This is a genomic window from Elizabethkingia argenteiflava, from assembly GCF_009904105.1.
Taxonomy (GTDB): domain Bacteria; phylum Bacteroidota; class Bacteroidia; order Flavobacteriales; family Weeksellaceae; genus Elizabethkingia; species Elizabethkingia argenteiflava.
On the sequence record NZ_JAAABJ010000685.1, the window covers coordinates 30,676 to 48,644 of the forward strand.

General features: G+C 37.4%; 14 protein-coding genes. 13 read left to right on the forward strand and 1 reads right to left on the reverse strand.

What is annotated here, in order from left to right:
* Positions 1-3 precede the first annotated feature (3 nt).
* The 11 genes from mraY (at position 4) to GNY06_RS13340 (ending at position 13,169) form a co-directional block, all read left to right on the forward strand.
* Positions 4-1,233 carry a phospho-N-acetylmuramoyl-pentapeptide-transferase gene (gene mraY / locus GNY06_RS13290; protein ID WP_166520532.1) on the forward strand — a complete coding sequence of 410 codons (1,230 nt, stop codon included), beginning with the start codon at positions 4-6 and terminating at the stop codon, positions 1,231-1,233.
* A gap of 34 nt (positions 1,234-1,267) precedes the next feature.
* Positions 1,268-2,614, forward strand: a complete 1,347-nt coding sequence (gene murD, locus GNY06_RS13295; RefSeq protein WP_176590038.1) for a UDP-N-acetylmuramoyl-L-alanine--D-glutamate ligase — start codon at positions 1,268-1,270, stop codon at positions 2,612-2,614.
* Between the two features lie 14 nt (positions 2,615-2,628).
* A complete protein-coding gene (locus tag GNY06_RS13300) occupies positions 2,629-3,855 on the forward strand; it encodes an FtsW/RodA/SpoVE family cell cycle protein (RefSeq protein ID WP_166520534.1) in 1,227 nt (408 codons plus the stop codon).
* A complete protein-coding gene (murG, locus tag GNY06_RS13305) occupies positions 3,842-4,969 on the forward strand; it encodes an undecaprenyldiphospho-muramoylpentapeptide beta-N-acetylglucosaminyltransferase (protein ID WP_166520535.1) in 1,128 nt (375 codons plus the stop codon). Before GNY06_RS13300 ends, murG begins: the two co-directional genes overlap by 14 nt.
* A gap of 1 nt (position 4,970) precedes the next feature.
* Positions 4,971-6,338, forward strand: a complete 1,368-nt coding sequence (gene murC / locus GNY06_RS13310) for a UDP-N-acetylmuramate--L-alanine ligase (RefSeq protein ID WP_166520536.1) — start codon at positions 4,971-4,973, stop codon at positions 6,336-6,338.
* Between the two features lie 80 nt (positions 6,339-6,418).
* Positions 6,419-7,216 carry a cell division protein FtsQ/DivIB gene (locus GNY06_RS13315; protein ID WP_244614450.1) on the forward strand — a complete coding sequence of 266 codons (798 nt, stop codon included), beginning with the start codon at positions 6,419-6,421 and terminating at the stop codon, positions 7,214-7,216.
* 67 nt (positions 7,217-7,283) lie between these two features.
* Positions 7,284-8,645: a cell division protein FtsA gene (gene ftsA / locus GNY06_RS13320; protein ID WP_166520537.1), complete on the forward strand. Its 1,362-nt coding sequence runs from the start codon at positions 7,284-7,286 to the stop codon at positions 8,643-8,645.
* A 71-nt stretch (positions 8,646-8,716) separates the two neighbouring features.
* Positions 8,717-10,465, forward strand: coding sequence for a cell division protein FtsZ (gene ftsZ, locus GNY06_RS13325; RefSeq protein ID WP_166520538.1), 1,749 nt, complete (start codon positions 8,717-8,719; stop codon positions 10,463-10,465).
* Between the two features lie 34 nt (positions 10,466-10,499).
* Positions 10,500-10,946 (forward strand): GatB/YqeY domain-containing protein, encoded by a 447-nt coding sequence (locus GNY06_RS13330; RefSeq protein WP_166520539.1) that lies wholly within the window; start codon positions 10,500-10,502, stop codon positions 10,944-10,946.
* 194 nt (positions 10,947-11,140) lie between these two features.
* Complete coding sequence (locus GNY06_RS13335; protein WP_166520540.1) at positions 11,141-11,551, forward strand: BrxA/BrxB family bacilliredoxin; 411 nt, start codon at positions 11,141-11,143, stop codon at positions 11,549-11,551.
* A 103-nt stretch (positions 11,552-11,654) separates the two neighbouring features.
* Entirely contained in the window at positions 11,655-13,169 is a 1,515-nt protein-coding gene (locus tag GNY06_RS13340; protein WP_166520541.1) for a GH3 auxin-responsive promoter family protein, read from the forward strand.
* A gap of 108 nt (positions 13,170-13,277) precedes the next feature.
* On the opposite strand, the gene GNY06_RS13345 is transcribed toward GNY06_RS13340, so the two are convergent.
* Positions 13,278-15,815 (reverse strand): ATP-dependent Clp protease ATP-binding subunit, encoded by a 2,538-nt coding sequence (locus GNY06_RS13345; RefSeq protein WP_166520542.1) that lies wholly within the window; start codon positions 15,813-15,815, stop codon positions 13,278-13,280.
* A 462-nt stretch (positions 15,816-16,277) separates the two neighbouring features.
* On the opposite strand from GNY06_RS13345, the gene GNY06_RS13355 reads away from it, so the two are divergent.
* Positions 16,278-16,697, forward strand: coding sequence for a SufE family protein (locus tag GNY06_RS13355; protein ID WP_166520544.1), 420 nt, complete (start codon positions 16,278-16,280; stop codon positions 16,695-16,697).
* Entirely contained in the window at positions 16,694-17,683 is a 990-nt protein-coding gene (locus GNY06_RS13360; RefSeq protein ID WP_244614451.1) for a glycosyltransferase family 9 protein, read from the forward strand. Before GNY06_RS13355 ends, GNY06_RS13360 begins: the two co-directional genes overlap by 4 nt.
* The last annotated feature ends 286 nt before the right edge of the window (positions 17,684-17,969 follow it).

Below are 17,969 nucleotides of genomic sequence, written 5' to 3' on the forward strand. Positions count from 1 at the left end.
AATATGTTATATTATATTTATGAATACTTAGTTGCGCATGGAATTCATGTCCCGGGAATGAATTTGCTAAAGTATATATCATTCCGAGCAGGGGTCTCTATATTAATGTCTCTTAGCATCGCTATGATTTATGGGAAGAGGGTGATCGCCTTCTTACGAGCAGGCCAAATGGGAGAACAGGTAAGAGATTTGGGATTGGAAGGTCAGAAACAGAAAGAAGGCACCCCCACCATGGGAGGTCTTATTATTATTTTGGCCACTATCGTCCCGGTTTTATTATTTACGCGCGTAGACAATATCTATATAATATTGCTTATTGTTTCCATGTTATGGATGGGAGCAATTGGTTTTTTGGATGATTATCTCAAAAAAATTAAGAAAAATAAAGATGGGCTTAGGGGTGTTTTTAAGATTATTGGCCAAGTAGGGCTAGGTCTTATTGTAGGAATTGTCATGTATTTTCATGTGGATATTACGGTGCAGCGCAAATATGCGAATGCAGCAGCCGAGAGCAGAATAAATATCGAAAAAAACTTTGCAAATCCCGAAAAGGCGGTAGTTTCTACAGTTCCTTTTGCCAAAAATAATGAATTTGATTACAGCAGAGTCCTTTTTTGGATGGATGAAGGCCGTGCAAGCGAATGGGCATGGGTAGTGTTTATCCCCATCGTTATATTTATTGTAACAGCCGTGTCCAATGGAGCCAATATTACGGACGGTATAGATGGATTAGCTGCGGGAACAAGCGTCATTATCCTGATGGCGTTATCTTTCTTTGCCTACTTATCCGGGAACATTATCTTTGCCGACTATCTTAATATTATGTTCCTTCCCAATATGGGAGAAGCCACTATTTTCGCTATAGCCATGGTGGGAGCGGTGATAGGTTTTTTTTGGTACAATACTTATCCAGCTCAGGTTTTTATGGGAGATACGGGAAGTCTCATGTTGGGTGGGGTAATTGCAGTATTGGCTATTATCCTTAGAAAAGAATTATTAATACCTGTTCTTTGTGGAATTTTCCTGATCGAAAACCTATCGGTAATGATTCAAGTAGTGTATTTTAAATATACTAAAAAGAAGTATGGTGAAGGAAGGAGAATTTTCTTGATGTCTCCACTACACCATCACTATCAGAAAAAATTATATCATGAATCTAAAATCGTAAATAGATTTATGATTATAGGTATTATGTTAGCGGTTATTTGTTTAATCACCTTGAAAGTAAGATAAAATGGAAGAGCATAAGAAACTCCAAAACAAAAAGATGAATATTGTTGTCTTAGGTGGAGGGGAAAGCGGAGTAGGTGCCGCATTTCTGGCTAAGAAAAAAGGATTGGATGTTTTTCTATCCGATCGAGGATCCATTAGAGATCAATATAAAAAAATACTTCAGGATCACGCTATTGATTTTGAGGAGGAAAATCATGATGAAGACAGAATATTAGCGGCTGATTGGGTCATTAAAAGTCCTGGGATCCCCAAGAAAGCAGAAATTGTAGGAAAGATTAATCAAAGGGGCATAAGGCTTTCTTCTGAATTGGAATTCGCCTACCATTTTACTGAAGCCAAGATTATAGCCGTTACTGGGAGCAATGGTAAAACTACCACCACCTCACTCATCTATCATATCTTGAAAAACGATGGATATAATGTAGGGTTAGGGGGGAATATAGGCAGGAGTTTCGCTTACCAGGTAGCCACTGAAAATTACGATTATTATGTTTTGGAAGTCAGTAGTTTTCAGTTAGATGATATCCAGAATTTCAGACCTTATATTAGTTTATTACTAAACCTCTCACAGGATCATCTGGATCAGTATAATTATAATTATGAGGAATATGCCCTTGCCAAGTTCAGAATTGCTGAGAATCAGGAAAACGATGATTACTTTATTTACAATAAAGATGACGAAATGAGCCAAAGACTACTTCAGTCTCTGGAGATTAATGCGAAGATGCTACCTTTCTCTATGAAAGAAAGACAAGAGCAGGGAGGCTATTCTGTAGGGAATGAGTTGGTGGTCAAATTAAAGGAACAATTCAGGATGAAGGTCTCGGATCTTTCACTGGTGGGAAATCATAATGTAGCCAATAGCTTGGCAGCAAGTATTGCAGGCAAACTATTGAATATTAGCAACGAGAGTATTCGGAATAGCCTAATGACCTTTCAGGCGGTTCCCCATAGGTTGGAGCAAGTAGCCGTTATCGATGGTGTAAAATATATTAACGACAGTAAGGCCACGAATGTAAACGCAGCTTATTACGCATTAGAGAGCGTTAAATATCCCGCCATATGGATTGTTGGAGGAGTAGATAAAGGAAATGACTATGCTGAAATTGAAAGTTTAGTTAAGAAAAAAGTGCGCGCTATTGTATGTCTGGGACTAGATAACGAAAAAATCGTTCAATTTTTTCAGAATAAAAAAGATCTTATTTTTGAAACTTCCAGTATGGAGGAGTGTGTTAGATTATGCAAAAATATAGCACAATCAGGAGATACTGTACTATTAGCACCTTGTTGTTCAAGTTTTGATTTATTCACGAGCTATGAAGATAGAGGGGATCAGTTTAAAAAATATGTATTAGAGCAAATTGAGTATAAAGCAGATTAATTTAGGCCTAAAAAATGGAACATCGCACAGATAACAAATTTGATTTTCTAAAGGGGGATAAAGTCCTTTGGATGGTTATCATACTGATTTCCATTTTTTCTATATTCCCAGTGTATTCGGCGAGTTCAAATTTGGAGTATATCGTAAACAACGGAACGACCACAGGCCATGTAATTAAGCATATTTTCTTTGTGGTCTTGGGATTGGGGATTATGCGTTTTGTGGGCGTTATCAAATATGAATACATTGGAAAACTGAGCAGTATACTCTTAACCATCACCATATTACTTTTACTGCTCACCACTTTTACAGGGCAGCAAATTGGGGGTGCGAGTGCTTCCAGATGGTTGAAAATACCAGGGACTCCGATATCTTTTCAGCCTTCCACTTTTGCTTATCTCATGCTGATTATTTACATCTGTAGGTATCTAACCAAGAAGATTACAAGAGAAAGACTCCCTATAGAGAATATCATTTACCTGTTTGGACCCACGTTACTGGTGTTCACTTTGGTGGCTAAGGACAATGGCTCTACTGCATTAATGATTATGCTGGTTTCCCTTTTGGTAATGGCTTTGGGAAGATTATCTATGAAATATATTATGGGGTTTTCTGGTGCGATGGCTATATTTGCAGGTATTTTTCTGGTCGTCGCTCTCAATACCAATTTCGTGGGAGCGAATAGGGTACATACTTGGAAAAGCCGTATAGAAGCCTTTACTAAAAAGAAAGACGAAGCGCTTTCGGAAGAAGATAAAGCAAAAAACTATCAGGTTATGCAGGCTAAAGCAGCCATAGTACACGGGGGAGCCATAGGAATAGGTCCGGGTAAAAGTGCTCTAAAGCAAACGCTTCCACAGTCGGTGTCCGATTTTATATTTGCGATTATTGTGGAAGAATACGGTGCTATAGGAGCATCAATACTCATTGTTTTATATTTCATTATGATCGTTAGAATCGTAATGATAGCCAGTAAAATTCCGATGTTTTTCGGTTCGTTACTGGTTCTGGCATTGGGCGTGATGATTTTTGTACAGCTTTCGGTAAATATTGCCGTAGCCGTAAATCTAATACCCGTAACGGGGCAGCCTTTGCCTCTGATTAGTTATGGAGGGACGTCTATGCTGGTAACCTATTTTCAATTGGGTATTATATTAAGTGTAAGTTCGCGCATCCTGACCAATGAGGAAGAAGGAATGGGAAGAAAACAAACAATAGAAGAAATTAATGATATCGCCTAGAGTTATATTAAGTGGAGGAGGCACCGGAGGACATATCTTTCCGGCAATTTCCATTGCAGAAGAAATCCAGAAGAGATATCCCAAAGCTGAATTTTTATTTATAGGCGCTTTGAGTAAAATGGAAATGGAAAAAATTCCACAAGCAGGATTTCGAGTAGAGGGCTTGGATATTGCGGGATTTGATAGAGGTAACATTTTATCCAATTTTAAGCTGCCCTTCAGATTACTCAATAGTCTTTTTAAGGTAAGAAAAATTATAAAAAATTTTAAGCCAGATTTTGCTGTCGGCACTGGCGGGTATGCAAGTGGCCCTGCCTTGTGGACGGCTTCACGAATGGGAGTACCTATTTTCATTCAAGAGCAAAATTCATTTCCAGGTATTACCAATAAAATATTGTCAAAAAAGGCAAAAGCTATATTTACAGCTTATCCTGATATGGAGCACTTTTTTCCGAAAACGGAGGTGAAATTTTTAGGCAATCCGGTTCGTCAGAATATTGTTCAAGATAGAGTCTCCTCTCAGGAAGCGAAGAAAATTTTGGGTTTAAAAGATAACTTGACTATTTTATCTGTAGGAGGTAGCCAAGGTTCTAGAACATTAAATATAGGATGGAAAGATAACTTGGATAAACTTAAAGAGAGAGGCTATCAGTTGATATGGCAAACGGGTAAATTAGACTATGCAAGTCTAAATGAGGATCAGCAAATTTCAGCGCTTAAAGACCAGGTTTTTTTAAAAGAATTTATTGGGGATATGGGAGTAGCATATGCTGCCGCAGATGTTATTGTCTCAAGGGCAGGAGCCATTGCCATTTCAGAGTTGGCATTAGCTGTTAAACCTATGATATTGGTTCCTCTGCCTACTGCTGCAGAAGACCACCAGACTAAAAATGCACAACGCTTGGTAGAGCGGGGTGCAGCTTTTATGGTAAAAGATGTAGAAATGAAAGATAAATTCTGGCAGACATTAGAATCTCTATGTGAAGACCAAAATTTAAGAGAAGAAATGAAGACTCATGTGATGGAATTTGGAAAGCCAGAGGCTACAAAGGAAATAGCAGATGAGATATTCAAGAGCATGAGTTTTAATAATGCTTCGGGAAACAAAAAATAAAATGGGGGATATTAAGGCATACAACAACTATTATTTTATAGGAATCGGAGGCATCGGGATGAGTAGCCTCGCACGCTATTTTAATTCTATAGGTAAGCGTGTGGCGGGCTATGATAAAACGTCTACCCTATTAACCCAAGCCCTCCAACAGGAAGGTATTAAGATTAATTTTGAGGAGGTCTTAACCGATACCGAAGTCCATTTATCCAAAGAAAATACACTAATTATCTTTACACCTGCCATTAAAAATCTAAAGATTTTAGACTCTTTTATAGAGAGGGGCTTTAGTATTATGAAAAGGGCTAAGGTATTAGGAAAGCTAACAGAAACAACCAATTGTATTGCTGTAGCAGGGACTCATGGAAAGACCACTACTTCTACATTAATCGCCCACCTATGTAAATCTGCAGATTTATCCTTTTCAGGGTTTTTAGGAGGGATATCTGAGAATTACAACTCCAATTTTATTTATAATGGCAATGATATTTCCGTAGTAGAGGCAGATGAATATGACCGTTCTTTTATGAACCTTCATCCTAGCTGGGCAGTCGTGACTTCCATGGATGCTGACCATTTGGATATTTATGGCGATAAAAATACCATAGAGCAGTCTTTTTGTGATTTCGCGGCTCTTATTCCTGAGTTCCAACACTTGTTGGTTCGCAAAGGATTAGAGATGGGAAGGCCTGCCGTTACCTATGCTGTAAATGAAGAAGCCGACTACTACTCCGATCATATTCGTATGGAGGGAGCTACATTAAAATTTGATTTTCATCACGGGGAGCACCTGATTAAAGATTTTGAATGGCATCTTCCGGGAATTCATAATGTGGAAAACGCTACTGCTGCCATAGCGATTGTTCACCAGTTGGGAGTGAGCTATGAAGAGATCAAAAAAGGTATAAAATCCTTTATGGGTATTAAGAGAAGATATACAAAAAATTTTTTTGACAATGGAAAAATATATATTGACGACTATGCCCATCATCCTACTGAATTAAATGCGGTAATAGACTCTATAAAAACATTTTATCCTAATAAAAAATTATTAATTGTTTTTCAGCCTCATTTGTTTAGCAGAACCAGAGATTTTGTAGAAGAGTTTGCTGAAAGTTTAAGTAAAGGAGACGCTCTCATTTTATTGGATATTTATCCCGCTCGTGAATTACCCATTCAGGGAGTCTCTTCAGATTGGTTATTGGAGAAGGTGGAATGTGTCCAAAAAGAAGTGAGCAGCCTTTCACAGGCACTTGAGAAAATAAAGAGTAAGGATTTTGATATTTTGCTTACTGCAGGGGCGGGAAATATAGATACCCTATATGGCCCTATTTTGGAATGGATGAATAAAGAAACAGAGAATAAGCGTTAAAATGCTTACCGGGAAATACCTTATAGGTTGAGGATAAAACTCGGAATAAAGTATGCCTGAAGGCATTGAATAAAGTAAAAATGAAAAATAAATATAGAATATTAAAGATATTAGTAGTATTGGTGCTGTTAGCATTTTTACTTCATTTTTCATTAAAAAGATTTGGTGCTAAACAACAGAATTTGACAATAAATTTTATTCAAGAAAAACCAGTATATTTTATAAATGAGGAGAAAATAAAAAATATAGTAAAAAATAGTAACCCTTCGGGTAAAGTGGGGTCTTTAGATATACCCGCTCTTGAGAAAAAGATTAATGCTCTCAGAGCAGTAGACAGTGCAAATGTTTATTTAAAACTCAATGGCGTATTGAATGTAGATGTCAAACAAAAGGTGCCTGTTATGAGGATTAATAATGGAAACAGACAATATTATGTGGATGCTAAAGGAGAAGAATTTCCTCTATCCAGTACTTTTTCGTATCCCTGTATGTTGGTTTCCGGAAAAATTTCTCCAGAGGATTATAAGAATTTAGCTTTGCTCATTCAGAAAATAGCAGAAGATAATTTTAATAAAAGATATTTTGTAGGAATTAATAAAGTTGGAGATAATTATGAACTCTTGACTGATGAAGGGAACTTTAAAGTCGAGCTCGGAGAATTGGAAAATATAGATTTTAAGTTAAAAGGATTTAAAACATTTGCAGAGAAGTATCTTATTTATCAGGACCCTATGAAGTACCGACAAATCTCTCTCAAATATAACAATCAGATTGTCACTACTTTGCGCAGAGGATTTAAATCTGATGCGGATAGCTTGCTTAATCAAAAAATACCGAATAATGTGGTGGCAAGACCTGTACTCACTGCAGGAAAATAAAGACAAAAAGTTATTAGATTATAAAAAAGAGAAAAAGTAGAAATCAAACCGAATAAAAGGAATAGTGATGGAAACAAATGAATTTGCAGTAGGGCTCGATATTGGGACTACCAAGATTGTAGCCATTGTGGGTAGAAAGAATGCTCATGGTAAAATAGAGATCATGGGGGTGGGGCAAAGTAAAAGTCTAGGGGTACATAAGGGGATTGTAAACAATATTTCGCAGACTATAGGATCTATCCAAGCAGCTGTTTCGGAGGCAGAGAAAAGCGCCGGGATAACAATTAAAAATGTCACGGTAGGTATTGCAGGTAAGCATATTCGAAGCTTACAACACTCCGATTATATTATGAGAGATCATCCCGATCAGTATATTACTGAGGGGGATATAGAGCAACTTAAAAATCAGGTAAAAAAATTGGTAATGTTACCTGGTGAGGAAATTATTCACGTTTTACCACAGGAATATAAAGTCGATTCCGAAGGAGAAATACAGGAGCCTGTAGGGATGCATGGAAAAAGACTGGAAGCCAATTTCCATGTAGTGGTGGGGCAAATGGGATCTATTCGCAATATTGCTCGCTGTGTAAAAGAAGCAGGTTTAGAGATGGAGGCATTAACCCTAGAACCTTTAGCCTCTTCCGAAGCGGTATTAACTCAGGAAGAAAAAGAAGCGGGAGTAGCCATTGTAGATATTGGTGGGGGAACTACCGATGTAGCGATTTTTAAAGACAATATTATTCGGCATACTTGTGTAATTCCTTATGGAGGAGGAATTATCACCGACGATATCAAAGAAGGTTGTTCTATAATAGAAAATCATGCAGAGAAATTAAAGGTGAAATTTGGATCTGCGGTTCCTGAATTGGAGAAAGACTCCACTTATGTAACCATTCCGGGTCTGCACGGACGCTCGGATAAAGAGATTTCATTAAAAACCTTAGCTCAAATTATCAATGCCCGGGTAGAAGAGATCTTAGAGATGGTAAATAATGAGTTGAAAGGTTATGGAGCCTATGAACAAAAGAAAAAATTAATTGCGGGAATTGTATTGACAGGCGGGGGATCTAATCTTAGACACCTGCGCCAGCTTTCCAACTATATCACAGGTTTCGATGCGAGAATAGGTTATGCGAATGAATATGTAGCCAATGATAAGAACCAGTATCTTAAGGGGCCGGAATTTGCTACTTCCATAGGTCTTTTAATGGAGAGTTTAAAAATTAGAGATAAAAAATCTGTAAGTTCTAAGGGAGGAGAACAAACCCATGAAGAATTAGAGCATAAAGAAACAGAGTTGCGTACCGGAGGTATTGAAGAGGCAACTGCCGATTCCTCCGTGGAGAAAATAGAAAAAAATAAACCGAAGCTCACATTGGGGCAATCCATTATGGAAAAGGTTCGAAAATTTTTTGAAGAGGTTGAATAGTTTTTAATCAATATTATTGAAATTTGCTAAAATTTACCAAAATTTGCAAATGATTAAACGGAATAAAGAGAATGGAAAATACGAATTTACAAGGATTTCAATTTGACTTGCCAAAAGGAAATTCATCAATTATAAAAGTTATTGGTGTTGGAGGCGGAGGTAATAATGCTCTGAAGCACATGTATGAGAGAGGAATTCATGGGGTAGATTTTGTTATATGTAATACAGATGCTCAAACTTTAGATAATAACCCAGTAGCCAATAAAGTACAGTTAGGTGTAACCATGACTGAAGGTTTAGGTGCTGGAGCAGATCCCGAAGTAGGTGAAAAAGCTGCGATTGAAAGCATTGATGATATTAAGGCCGTCATGGGACAGAGTACTAAAATGGTTTTTATTACTGCAGGAATGGGGGGTGGAACCGGTACCGGAGCAGCTCCTGTTATCGCAAAAGTAGCAAAGGAAATGGGAATTCTCACCGTAGGTATTGTAACGGTTCCATTCAGTTTTGAAGGTAAAAGAAGATTAGAGCAAGCCGAGTTAGGTCTGGAGAAACTTAGAGATAATGTAGACTCTCTCATTGTAATTAATAACGATAAGTTGCGTCAGCAATTTGGGAATCTTGGTTTTAAATCAGGTTTTTCTAAAGCAGATGAGGTTTTGACCAATGCTGCTAAAGGAATGGCGGAGGTAATTACGGGTTATTTTGATGTGAATATAGACTTCCGTGATGCCAAATCCGTACTTCAGAATAGTGGTACAGCCTTAATGTCCAATGGTATAGCGTCTGGTGAGAACAAAGCAGAAGACGCTGTAAAGAAGGCATTAGACTCTCCATTACTAAACGATAATAAAATAACAGGAGCTAAGAATGTCTTGTTATTGATAAGAAGTGGTAATGAAGAGGTGACCATGGATGAAATAGGCATTATTATGGATCATATTCAGAAAGAAGCCGGACATACAGCCGACATTATTTTTGGTGTAGGTACTGATGAAGAGCTCGGAGATGCTGTAAGTGTATTGGTGATAGCCACGGGATTTGCAAAAGAACATCAAAAATATGCAGGACCTACTGAAAAAATAGTGCATCGTCTGTCTGAAGACCAGCCTATTTCTCCGCAGTCTAATAAAGAAGCGAAAGGGATAGGTAGAGATTTTTTTAGGTTAGATGATGAAGATGACAGTCCTAAGCCCGAATTTCCTCTAAATTCAGTAGAGAGGACATCTGGTAGCGTTCAGTTGAAAACCGCGGAAAAATCCATCCAAATTCAGTTTTTAGATAAAGAAGAAGGATTTGGGGGGCAGGATTGGCATTCTGAAAATGATAGGGAAATTTTTAATTCATTCTCCCATCATGATTATAAGCAGCGAAAAAAACTTGATACCCAGCAGGAATTTAAGTTTAAAGGAGAGTATATTGAACCAGAGAAACCTGTAGCTTTCACCTTCAATATAAGTGAAGATAAGGAAGAACTTTCCCCTCAGGATTATACAGAAGATTCTGCGAATCAAATAATTGTTTCTTCACAGGCGGAAGACGATCAGGAAGGAATCAATATTGTAGAAAAGACGCCCTCCAATGAGGATAGAGATAGAATAAAGATAGAAGAAAGACGGGATAAATTAAAAGAATTCAACTCCAGATTTATCAATACAGAGACTGAAAATGCTTTTGAAACGATTCCAGCTTTTAAACGAAAGAATATTAATATCGATAGGGAGAATGCGTCTAACCATAACATTTCCTCATTTTTTTCTGAAGAAAATGGACAATTCAACCTTAAAGAGAATAGATTTCTCAATAAAGATGTCGATTAGATCAATTTAATTTATTCACTTTTTTACTATAAATATGAGTTTGGAGAGCCAAGTCATGGATGCGATAAAGAGAGCTATGAAGGAAAAAGATAGGGTAGCTCTGGATGCACTTCGCGCTATTAAGGCGCAAATTCTCCTGTCTAAAATAGAGGGGAAAGGTGTGGAAATAGGACAAGATCAGGAAATCGTGATTTTACAAAGAATGCTAAAACAGCGTAAGGACTCTATACAGCAGTTCGAAGCTCAGCAACGTCAAGACTTGGCGGAGGTAGAAGCGTCGCAAATAAGGGTGATTGAAAAGTTTTTACCTGTACAACTAAGCGATGAAGAGCTGGAAACTGAAGTGCGAAAAATAATACTTGAAATGGGTGCTATAGGGGTAAAAGATCTGGGAAAAGTGATGGCGATTGCCTCCAAAACTTTACTGGGGAAATCCGATGGAAAGAGAATTTCGGAAATAGCAAAAAAATTATTGGCGTAGGGATATCATTATTTTGTATATCGGTTTGATTTAAACTTGGGTTCCTATGATCTCAAGTTTTTTCTGGCCTATCATGAATAATTAAAATGCGGCTTATAGATGTCATATATTGAAACATCGGCAAAATATGTTTACTTTTGTAAAAGGTATTGTATTATCCAACCAATTTAAAATTTAATTAAAGTTATAAAATTATGTATCCATCAGACTTGGTACTGCCTATGAAGGCGGAACTTATCAATAAAGGATTTGAAGATCTTACCACATCCGAATCAGTAGTTCAAGCTGTAAACAGAGACGGAACCACTTTGCTGGTAATTAATTCTGTATGTGGTTGTGCTGCGGGGGCTGCAAGGCCTGGTGTTTTAGAATCTCTCAACGGCTCTAAAAGACCAGATCACTTGATTACTTCTTTCGCCGGGTACGATACCGAAGCCGTGGCAGAAGCGAGAAAGCTTTTAGCTCCTTTTCCTCCTTCATCTCCAGCAGTAGCCCTTTTTAAAGATGGAGAATTAGTACACATGCTAGAGCGTCACCATATAGAAGGTAATCCGGCGCAAGCTATTGCTGCAAATCTTCAAGCGGCGTATGACGAATATTGTTAATCCCTTATTCTCACAATGAATTAAAGCCATCTTTCCATAAGATGGCTTTTTCATGGTGAAAAGGATTTTATAAAAAAGCCAAAAAAACCTATATTTGTTTTATATGGCAACAAAAGCGTTTTTTAACTCTATGGTCAACTGGTTTATTGGTAGAAGAATAGATCAGATCAAGCACTTTATAAAACACCCTTATGAAACCCAAAGAGAAGTTCTTTTCTCTCAGCTTTTTATAGCTGAAGGAACTGAATATGGGCAAAAGTATGGCTTTAAGAGTATTTCTAGTATTTCTGATTTTCAAAGTCGGGTCCCTCTGGTAAGCTATGAGGATTTTGAGCCTTATATTGAGAAATCTCGTCAGGGAATTCCGGATATTATATGGCCAGGGCAAATTAAATATTTTGCAAAATCTTCAGGAACCACTAATGCCAAAAGCAAGTTTATCCCCATTACCGAAAACAGTTTGGAGGATTGCCATTATAAGGCAGGCAAAGATCTTATTGCATTGTATGTGAATAATCACCCTGAGTCTGAGCTTTTTCAGCATAAAAATTTACGTTTGGGAGGAAGTTCTGAAATGTACCAAAACTTTAAAACTAAATTTGGAGACCTCTCCGCGATACTTATTGAAAATTTACCATATTGGGTAGAAGTGATCAATATACCTTCTAAAAAAGTATCGCTGATGGGGGAGTGGGAGAGTAAGCTAAAAGCCATAATTACAGAAATTAAAAATCAAGATGTAGGAAGCCTTACGGGGGTCCCTAGCTGGATGATGGTGTTACTCCAGAGATTATTAAAGGAAACTCCTGTTGAAAATATTGGAAATCTATGGCCCAATCTAGAGGTTTTTTTTCATGGAGGAATAAGTTTTATACCTTACCGACAACAGTATCAAAAACTGATGGGCAGAGAGATCAATTACTACGAGATTTATAATGCCTCAGAAGGTTTTTTCGCTATTCAGGACCGATCAGGGGCAGAGGATATGCTGTTGATGCTGGATTATGGAATCTTCTATGAATTTATTCCTATGGAGCTTTTTGGTCAGGATCAGGCAAGGACTTTGGTATTGGAAGAGGTAGAAGTCGGAAAAAACTATGCTGTTGTCCTAACCACGAATGGAGGTCTCTGGCGCTACCTTATTGGGGATACGGTTAAATTTACCTCTACTAACCCCTATAGGATAAAAATTTCAGGACGAACAAAGCATTATATCAATGCTTTTGGTGAAGAATTAATGATTGATAACGTGGAAATCGCCTTAAAAAAAGCCTGTGAATCTACCCATGCACAAATTATAGATTATACAGGGGCACCGATTTATATGAAAGAAAATGAAACAGGTGCACATGAATGGATTATCGAGTTTTATAAAAAACCTTTTGATATGGAGTCTTTTGTTTCCATTTTTGATGAAGCATTAAAGAGTCTTAATTCTGATTATGAAGCCAAACGCTATAATAATATAACCTTAAAAAGGCCTATTGTACATCAGGCCAGGCCTCAGCTATTTTATGATTGGATGAATAGCCGAGGGAAATTAGGAGGGCAGAATAAAGTCCCTCGGCTGAGCAATGATCGAGAGTACATTGAGCCCCTTCTGGCGATGAATCAATAATCAATTGGCAAAAATTATTTCAAATGTTTCCCCCTTATTTGATCTAAGGCTTTAATAAATAGAAATACCCTGGGTAATCCGAGGGTATTTTCTATGAGCTCATTATAATTAGGAAGGTTTAGATTCTTTTTCTTTTTTCTTGGTCGATTTGTGTGCTTCTAAAGCATCATTGGCTTCATTACACTTCAAGATAATTTTATCGCCCTCCTTTATTTGTTTATTTACTAGCATTTCCGCCAGTAGATCTTCAATATATTTCTGGATGGCCCGCTTTAACGGACGAGCCCCAAAATCTTTATCCCAGCCTTTTTCTGCTATAAACTCAATAGCATCCTCCGAGAGTTCAATGTGATAATCGAGTTTTTCTAATCTCTTGTACAATTTGCTAAGTTCAAGACTAATGATTTTTTTAATATCATCTTTTTCCAGAGAGTTGAAGATAATAATATCATCTATTCTATTTAAAAATTCAGGTGAAAAAGCTTTTTTAAGAGCGTTTTCAATGGTACTTCTAGCCCTATTATGGGAAGAGGATCTCTTCGCAGACGTTCCAAATCCAACACCATCACCAAAGTCTTTCAGATCACGAGTTCCAATATTAGAGGTTAAAATAATAATGGTATTGCGGAAGTCTACTTTTCGGCCTAAACTGTCAGTAATATGGCCTTCGTCCAGAATTTGAAGTAAAATATTAAATACATCTGGATGAGCCTTTTCAATTTCATCCAGAAGAACAACGGCATAAGGCTTTCTTCTCACAGCTTCTGTCAGCTGGCCTCCTTCTTCATAGCCTACGTAGCCAGGAGGGGCTCCCAATAATCGGCTAACGGCAAATTTCTCCATATATTCGCTCATGTCTATACGGATTAAGGCTTCGTCAGAGTCAAAAAGATCACGAGCCATTACTTTTGCCAGTTCAGTTTTTCCCACTCCAGTGGTTCCCAAGAAAATAAAGGTGCCAATAGGACGATTCGGATCCTTCAGCCCTGCGCGGTTGCGCTGAATGGCTTTTACTACTTTGTGTACAGCATCCTTTTGCCCAATCACTTTATCGTTGAGTGAGGCTTCCATTTGAGCTAATTTATCCAATTCATTTTTACCAACTTTGGTAACTGGAACACCACTCATCATAGAAACGACTTCGGCTACATTTTCTTCGGTTACGGTCTCTTTTTTTTCTTTAACATCTTTCTCCCAATTTTCTTGAAAAATATTCAATTCGATTTGGAGACGCTCTTCTTCATCCTTTAATTTGCGAGCTTCTAAGTAGTCCTGAGCTTTAACAGCTTTTTGCTTCTGTTCTTTTATTTCCTCTATGGTTTTCTCGTATTCCATGATCTCAAGAGGAACTTTCATGTTCTTGATATACACGCGTGATCCAGCTTCGTCTAAAGCATCGATAGCTTTGTCTGGAAGGAAACGATCCGTAATGTATCTTGCGGTTAAATTAACACAAGCTTTAATCGCATCGTCGGTATAATTAACATTATGGTATTCCTCATATTTATCCTTAATTTGATTAAGGATTTGGATACTTTCCTCAATAGAAGTAGGTTCTACAATTACTTTCTGAAAACGGCGTTCCAGAGCACCATCTTTTTCAATATATTGGCGATATTCATCCAGAGTGGTGGCTCCTATACATTGAATTTCTCCCCTAGCTAAGGCAGGTTTAAACATGTTTGAAGCATCTAGAGAACCTGTTGAGCTGCCAGCCCCTACGATGGTGTGCAATTCGTCGATAAATAGGATAACATCCCTGTTTTTTTCCAATTCCGACATAATGGCTTTCATCCTCTCTTCAAACTGGCCTCGGTATTTGGTGCCAGCAACAAGGCTTGCCAAATCTAAAGTAACCACTCTCTTATTAAATAAAACCCGCGAGACTTTCTTTTGTTGAATCCTTAAAGCTAAGCCTTCTGCAATAGCAGACTTACCCACTCCAGGTTCACCAATTAAAAGAGGATTGTTTTTCTTCCGTCTGGAAAGTATCTGAGATACGCGTTCAATTTCTTTTTCTCTTCCTATAACGGGATCTAATTTGCCATCCCGGGCCAAAGCTGTGAGATCTCTACCAAAGTTATCAAGAACCGGAGTTCTGCTTTTGGCACTGCCGACATTACCCGATATTTTTTTCATCTGACCAAAAGCATCCTCTCTTTCATCATCATCATCAAAGGTTTGGTTTCTCGGCAGGTCCCCATTTTCCTTTAACATAGATTTATAATGTTTGGAGATCACTTGGTAGTCTATATCATAAGATTCGAGGATATTCGTTGTCGGATCTTCCGTTTTATATAGAATGCCTAATAATAAGTGTACAGTGTTTATTTCTGAGGATTTGTATAAGCGACATTCTAGCGCAGCACGTTTAATGGCTTGATCGGCCATTTTGGTTAAAGGGATTTTTTCCATACTCATAGCTTGGGTAGGATTATTCCTGATATTAAGGCTTTCAATTTTCCTTCTTACCTGTGTTAAGTCGGCATTGAAATCCTCCAAAATGGTATACGCGGAAGAGTTTTCAGACTTTATAATGCCCAATAAAAGATGTTCTGTATTGAGGAATTCACTCTGCAATCTCTTGGCCTCATTGCGGCTATTGTTGAACACTTGGTCCATTCCTTTTGAGAATTGATATTCCATGATTTTAAAATGTGTACTAATTTATAAAGTTATTTTTGAAAAAGTTATCCTTTTATCAGATAACTTTCTCGCATAATTTAAATTGCAAACTTCTTACCAAAGACAAAATGTGTCTTTATGGCATATAAAATGTTTGATTTTAAAATGATTGTTTACTACTTTTGCGTCAAATTATATCGGGTTATGAATGAAAAGTGGGTGGAGATTGTAGGATATTTGGCCTCTTTGCTAATTGTCCTCGGGTTTATACCTAAGAATATACTGAAAATAAGGCTTATAAATTTTTTGGGTTGTGTCTTTTTTGTTATTTATGGTATTTATAAAGGTTATTTATGGCCTATTATTATCCCCAATTTAATTATTTGTTTTATACAGGTTTATTACCTTCTACAGAAAGAGGAGAAAAAGTAATGGCATACTGCTTCTTTCAAAATATTTAATGTTTACACAAAGCAGTTTAGAATGACTATTCAACAAAAACAGGAGGCTTTAATCGATGATTTTGCATTTTTAGAGAATTGGGAACAAAAATACGAATACATTATTGACCTTGGAAAAGATTTAAAAGGGCTTCCCGACGACAAGAAAACAGAAGAAAATCTGATTAGAGGTTGTCAATCTAAGGTGTGGATTGATGCTCATTTTAAAGATGGCAAGCTATTCTTTCAGGCAGATTCTGACGGGATATTGCCTAAGGGAATAGTGGCGATGCTCACCCATATCTATAGTGGACATACCACACAAGAAATCCTGAATGCAGATTTTAAATTTATAGAAAAAATCGGGCTACAAGAATTCCTTTCCCCTTCTAGAGCTAATGGTTTAATGGCCATGACTAAGCAAATTAAATTCTATGCAGTTGCATTTCAGTTAAAAAATTGAGAACTATTTTAGCATACCGCTTTTCAGCACTTGGAGACGTAGCTATGACAATACCTGTTTTTCAGGCATTTCTTGAACAGAACCCCGATGTTAGGATTGTGTTGATCTCCAGAAAAAATTTTTCAGGGCTTTTTAGCCAGATCCCTCGACTTGAATTTGTGGGAATAGATTTTAATGACTACAAGGGTATTCTCGGCATGCGTAAACTTGTAAAAGACCTTTTAAAACAATACGAGCCTAATTTTATCGCCGATTTACACGATGTTATACGGTCTAAGCTTCTTTATTTTTTCTTTAAGAAAAAGGGATTAAAGGTGTATAAAATAGACAAGGGGAAAGAGGAAAAGGAAGCCCTGACTGATGTCTGGAATCTCAATAAATATCAACTCAGAAGAACCATTGAGAGATATGCCGATGTGTTTAGGGAAATGGGTTTTTCCGTTCAATTATCGTATACGCTTCATCCCTTGTTTCCAGATAAATCGGGAATAGGCTTTGCTCCCTTTGCCCAGCATAAAGGGAAAATGTTACCTTTAGAGAAATCATTCCAGCTGGCCCAAGCTCTTGCTCAAAGTGAGCACGTTTATTTTTTTGGAGGAGGACAGAATGAGGTTGCTATTTTGCAGGAATGGGAAAGAAAAATTAAAAATACTACTTCCCTGGCAGGAAAACTTGATCTTTCAAAAGAATTAGAACATATCGCAAAGTTGCGGGTCATGATATCGATGGATTCTGCTAACATGCATTTAGCTTCTTTGGTAGGAACACGGGTGGTATCAATATGGGGAGCTACCCATCGCTTTGCTGGTTTTATGGGATATGGTCAGAGAGAGGAAGATATAGTAGAGGTAAAAGATTTGACTTGTAGGCCGTGTTCGGTTTTTGGTGATAAAGAGTGTTATCGGGGAGATTGGGCATGTCTAAATGAATTGAAGATACAAGAGGTGATCGCTAGAGTAAAGAATGCAGCGAGTTTACTAAAATAATTTTCTTTTTCTGAAACAATTTTTTAGCCATAAAAAGTTAAGTCTAAGAGAGTAGAAGTAGACTTTTAATTTACGAATTCTGGTGTGCTCATGTATTGATCGTAAAGTAGGTACTAATTCATAGCAAATGTCTATCCTTACCGGGAGTGTCACCCGAATTGTGTCAGGTTCTAAATTAATGCTCCTCAAAAGCTGTTTTTTTCCTTGAGAATTCTCTCTCCAAATTTAACATAAAGTTGTGATAATGCGATACCCCAGTTATGTATAGGCATTGTCCATTTTTTAC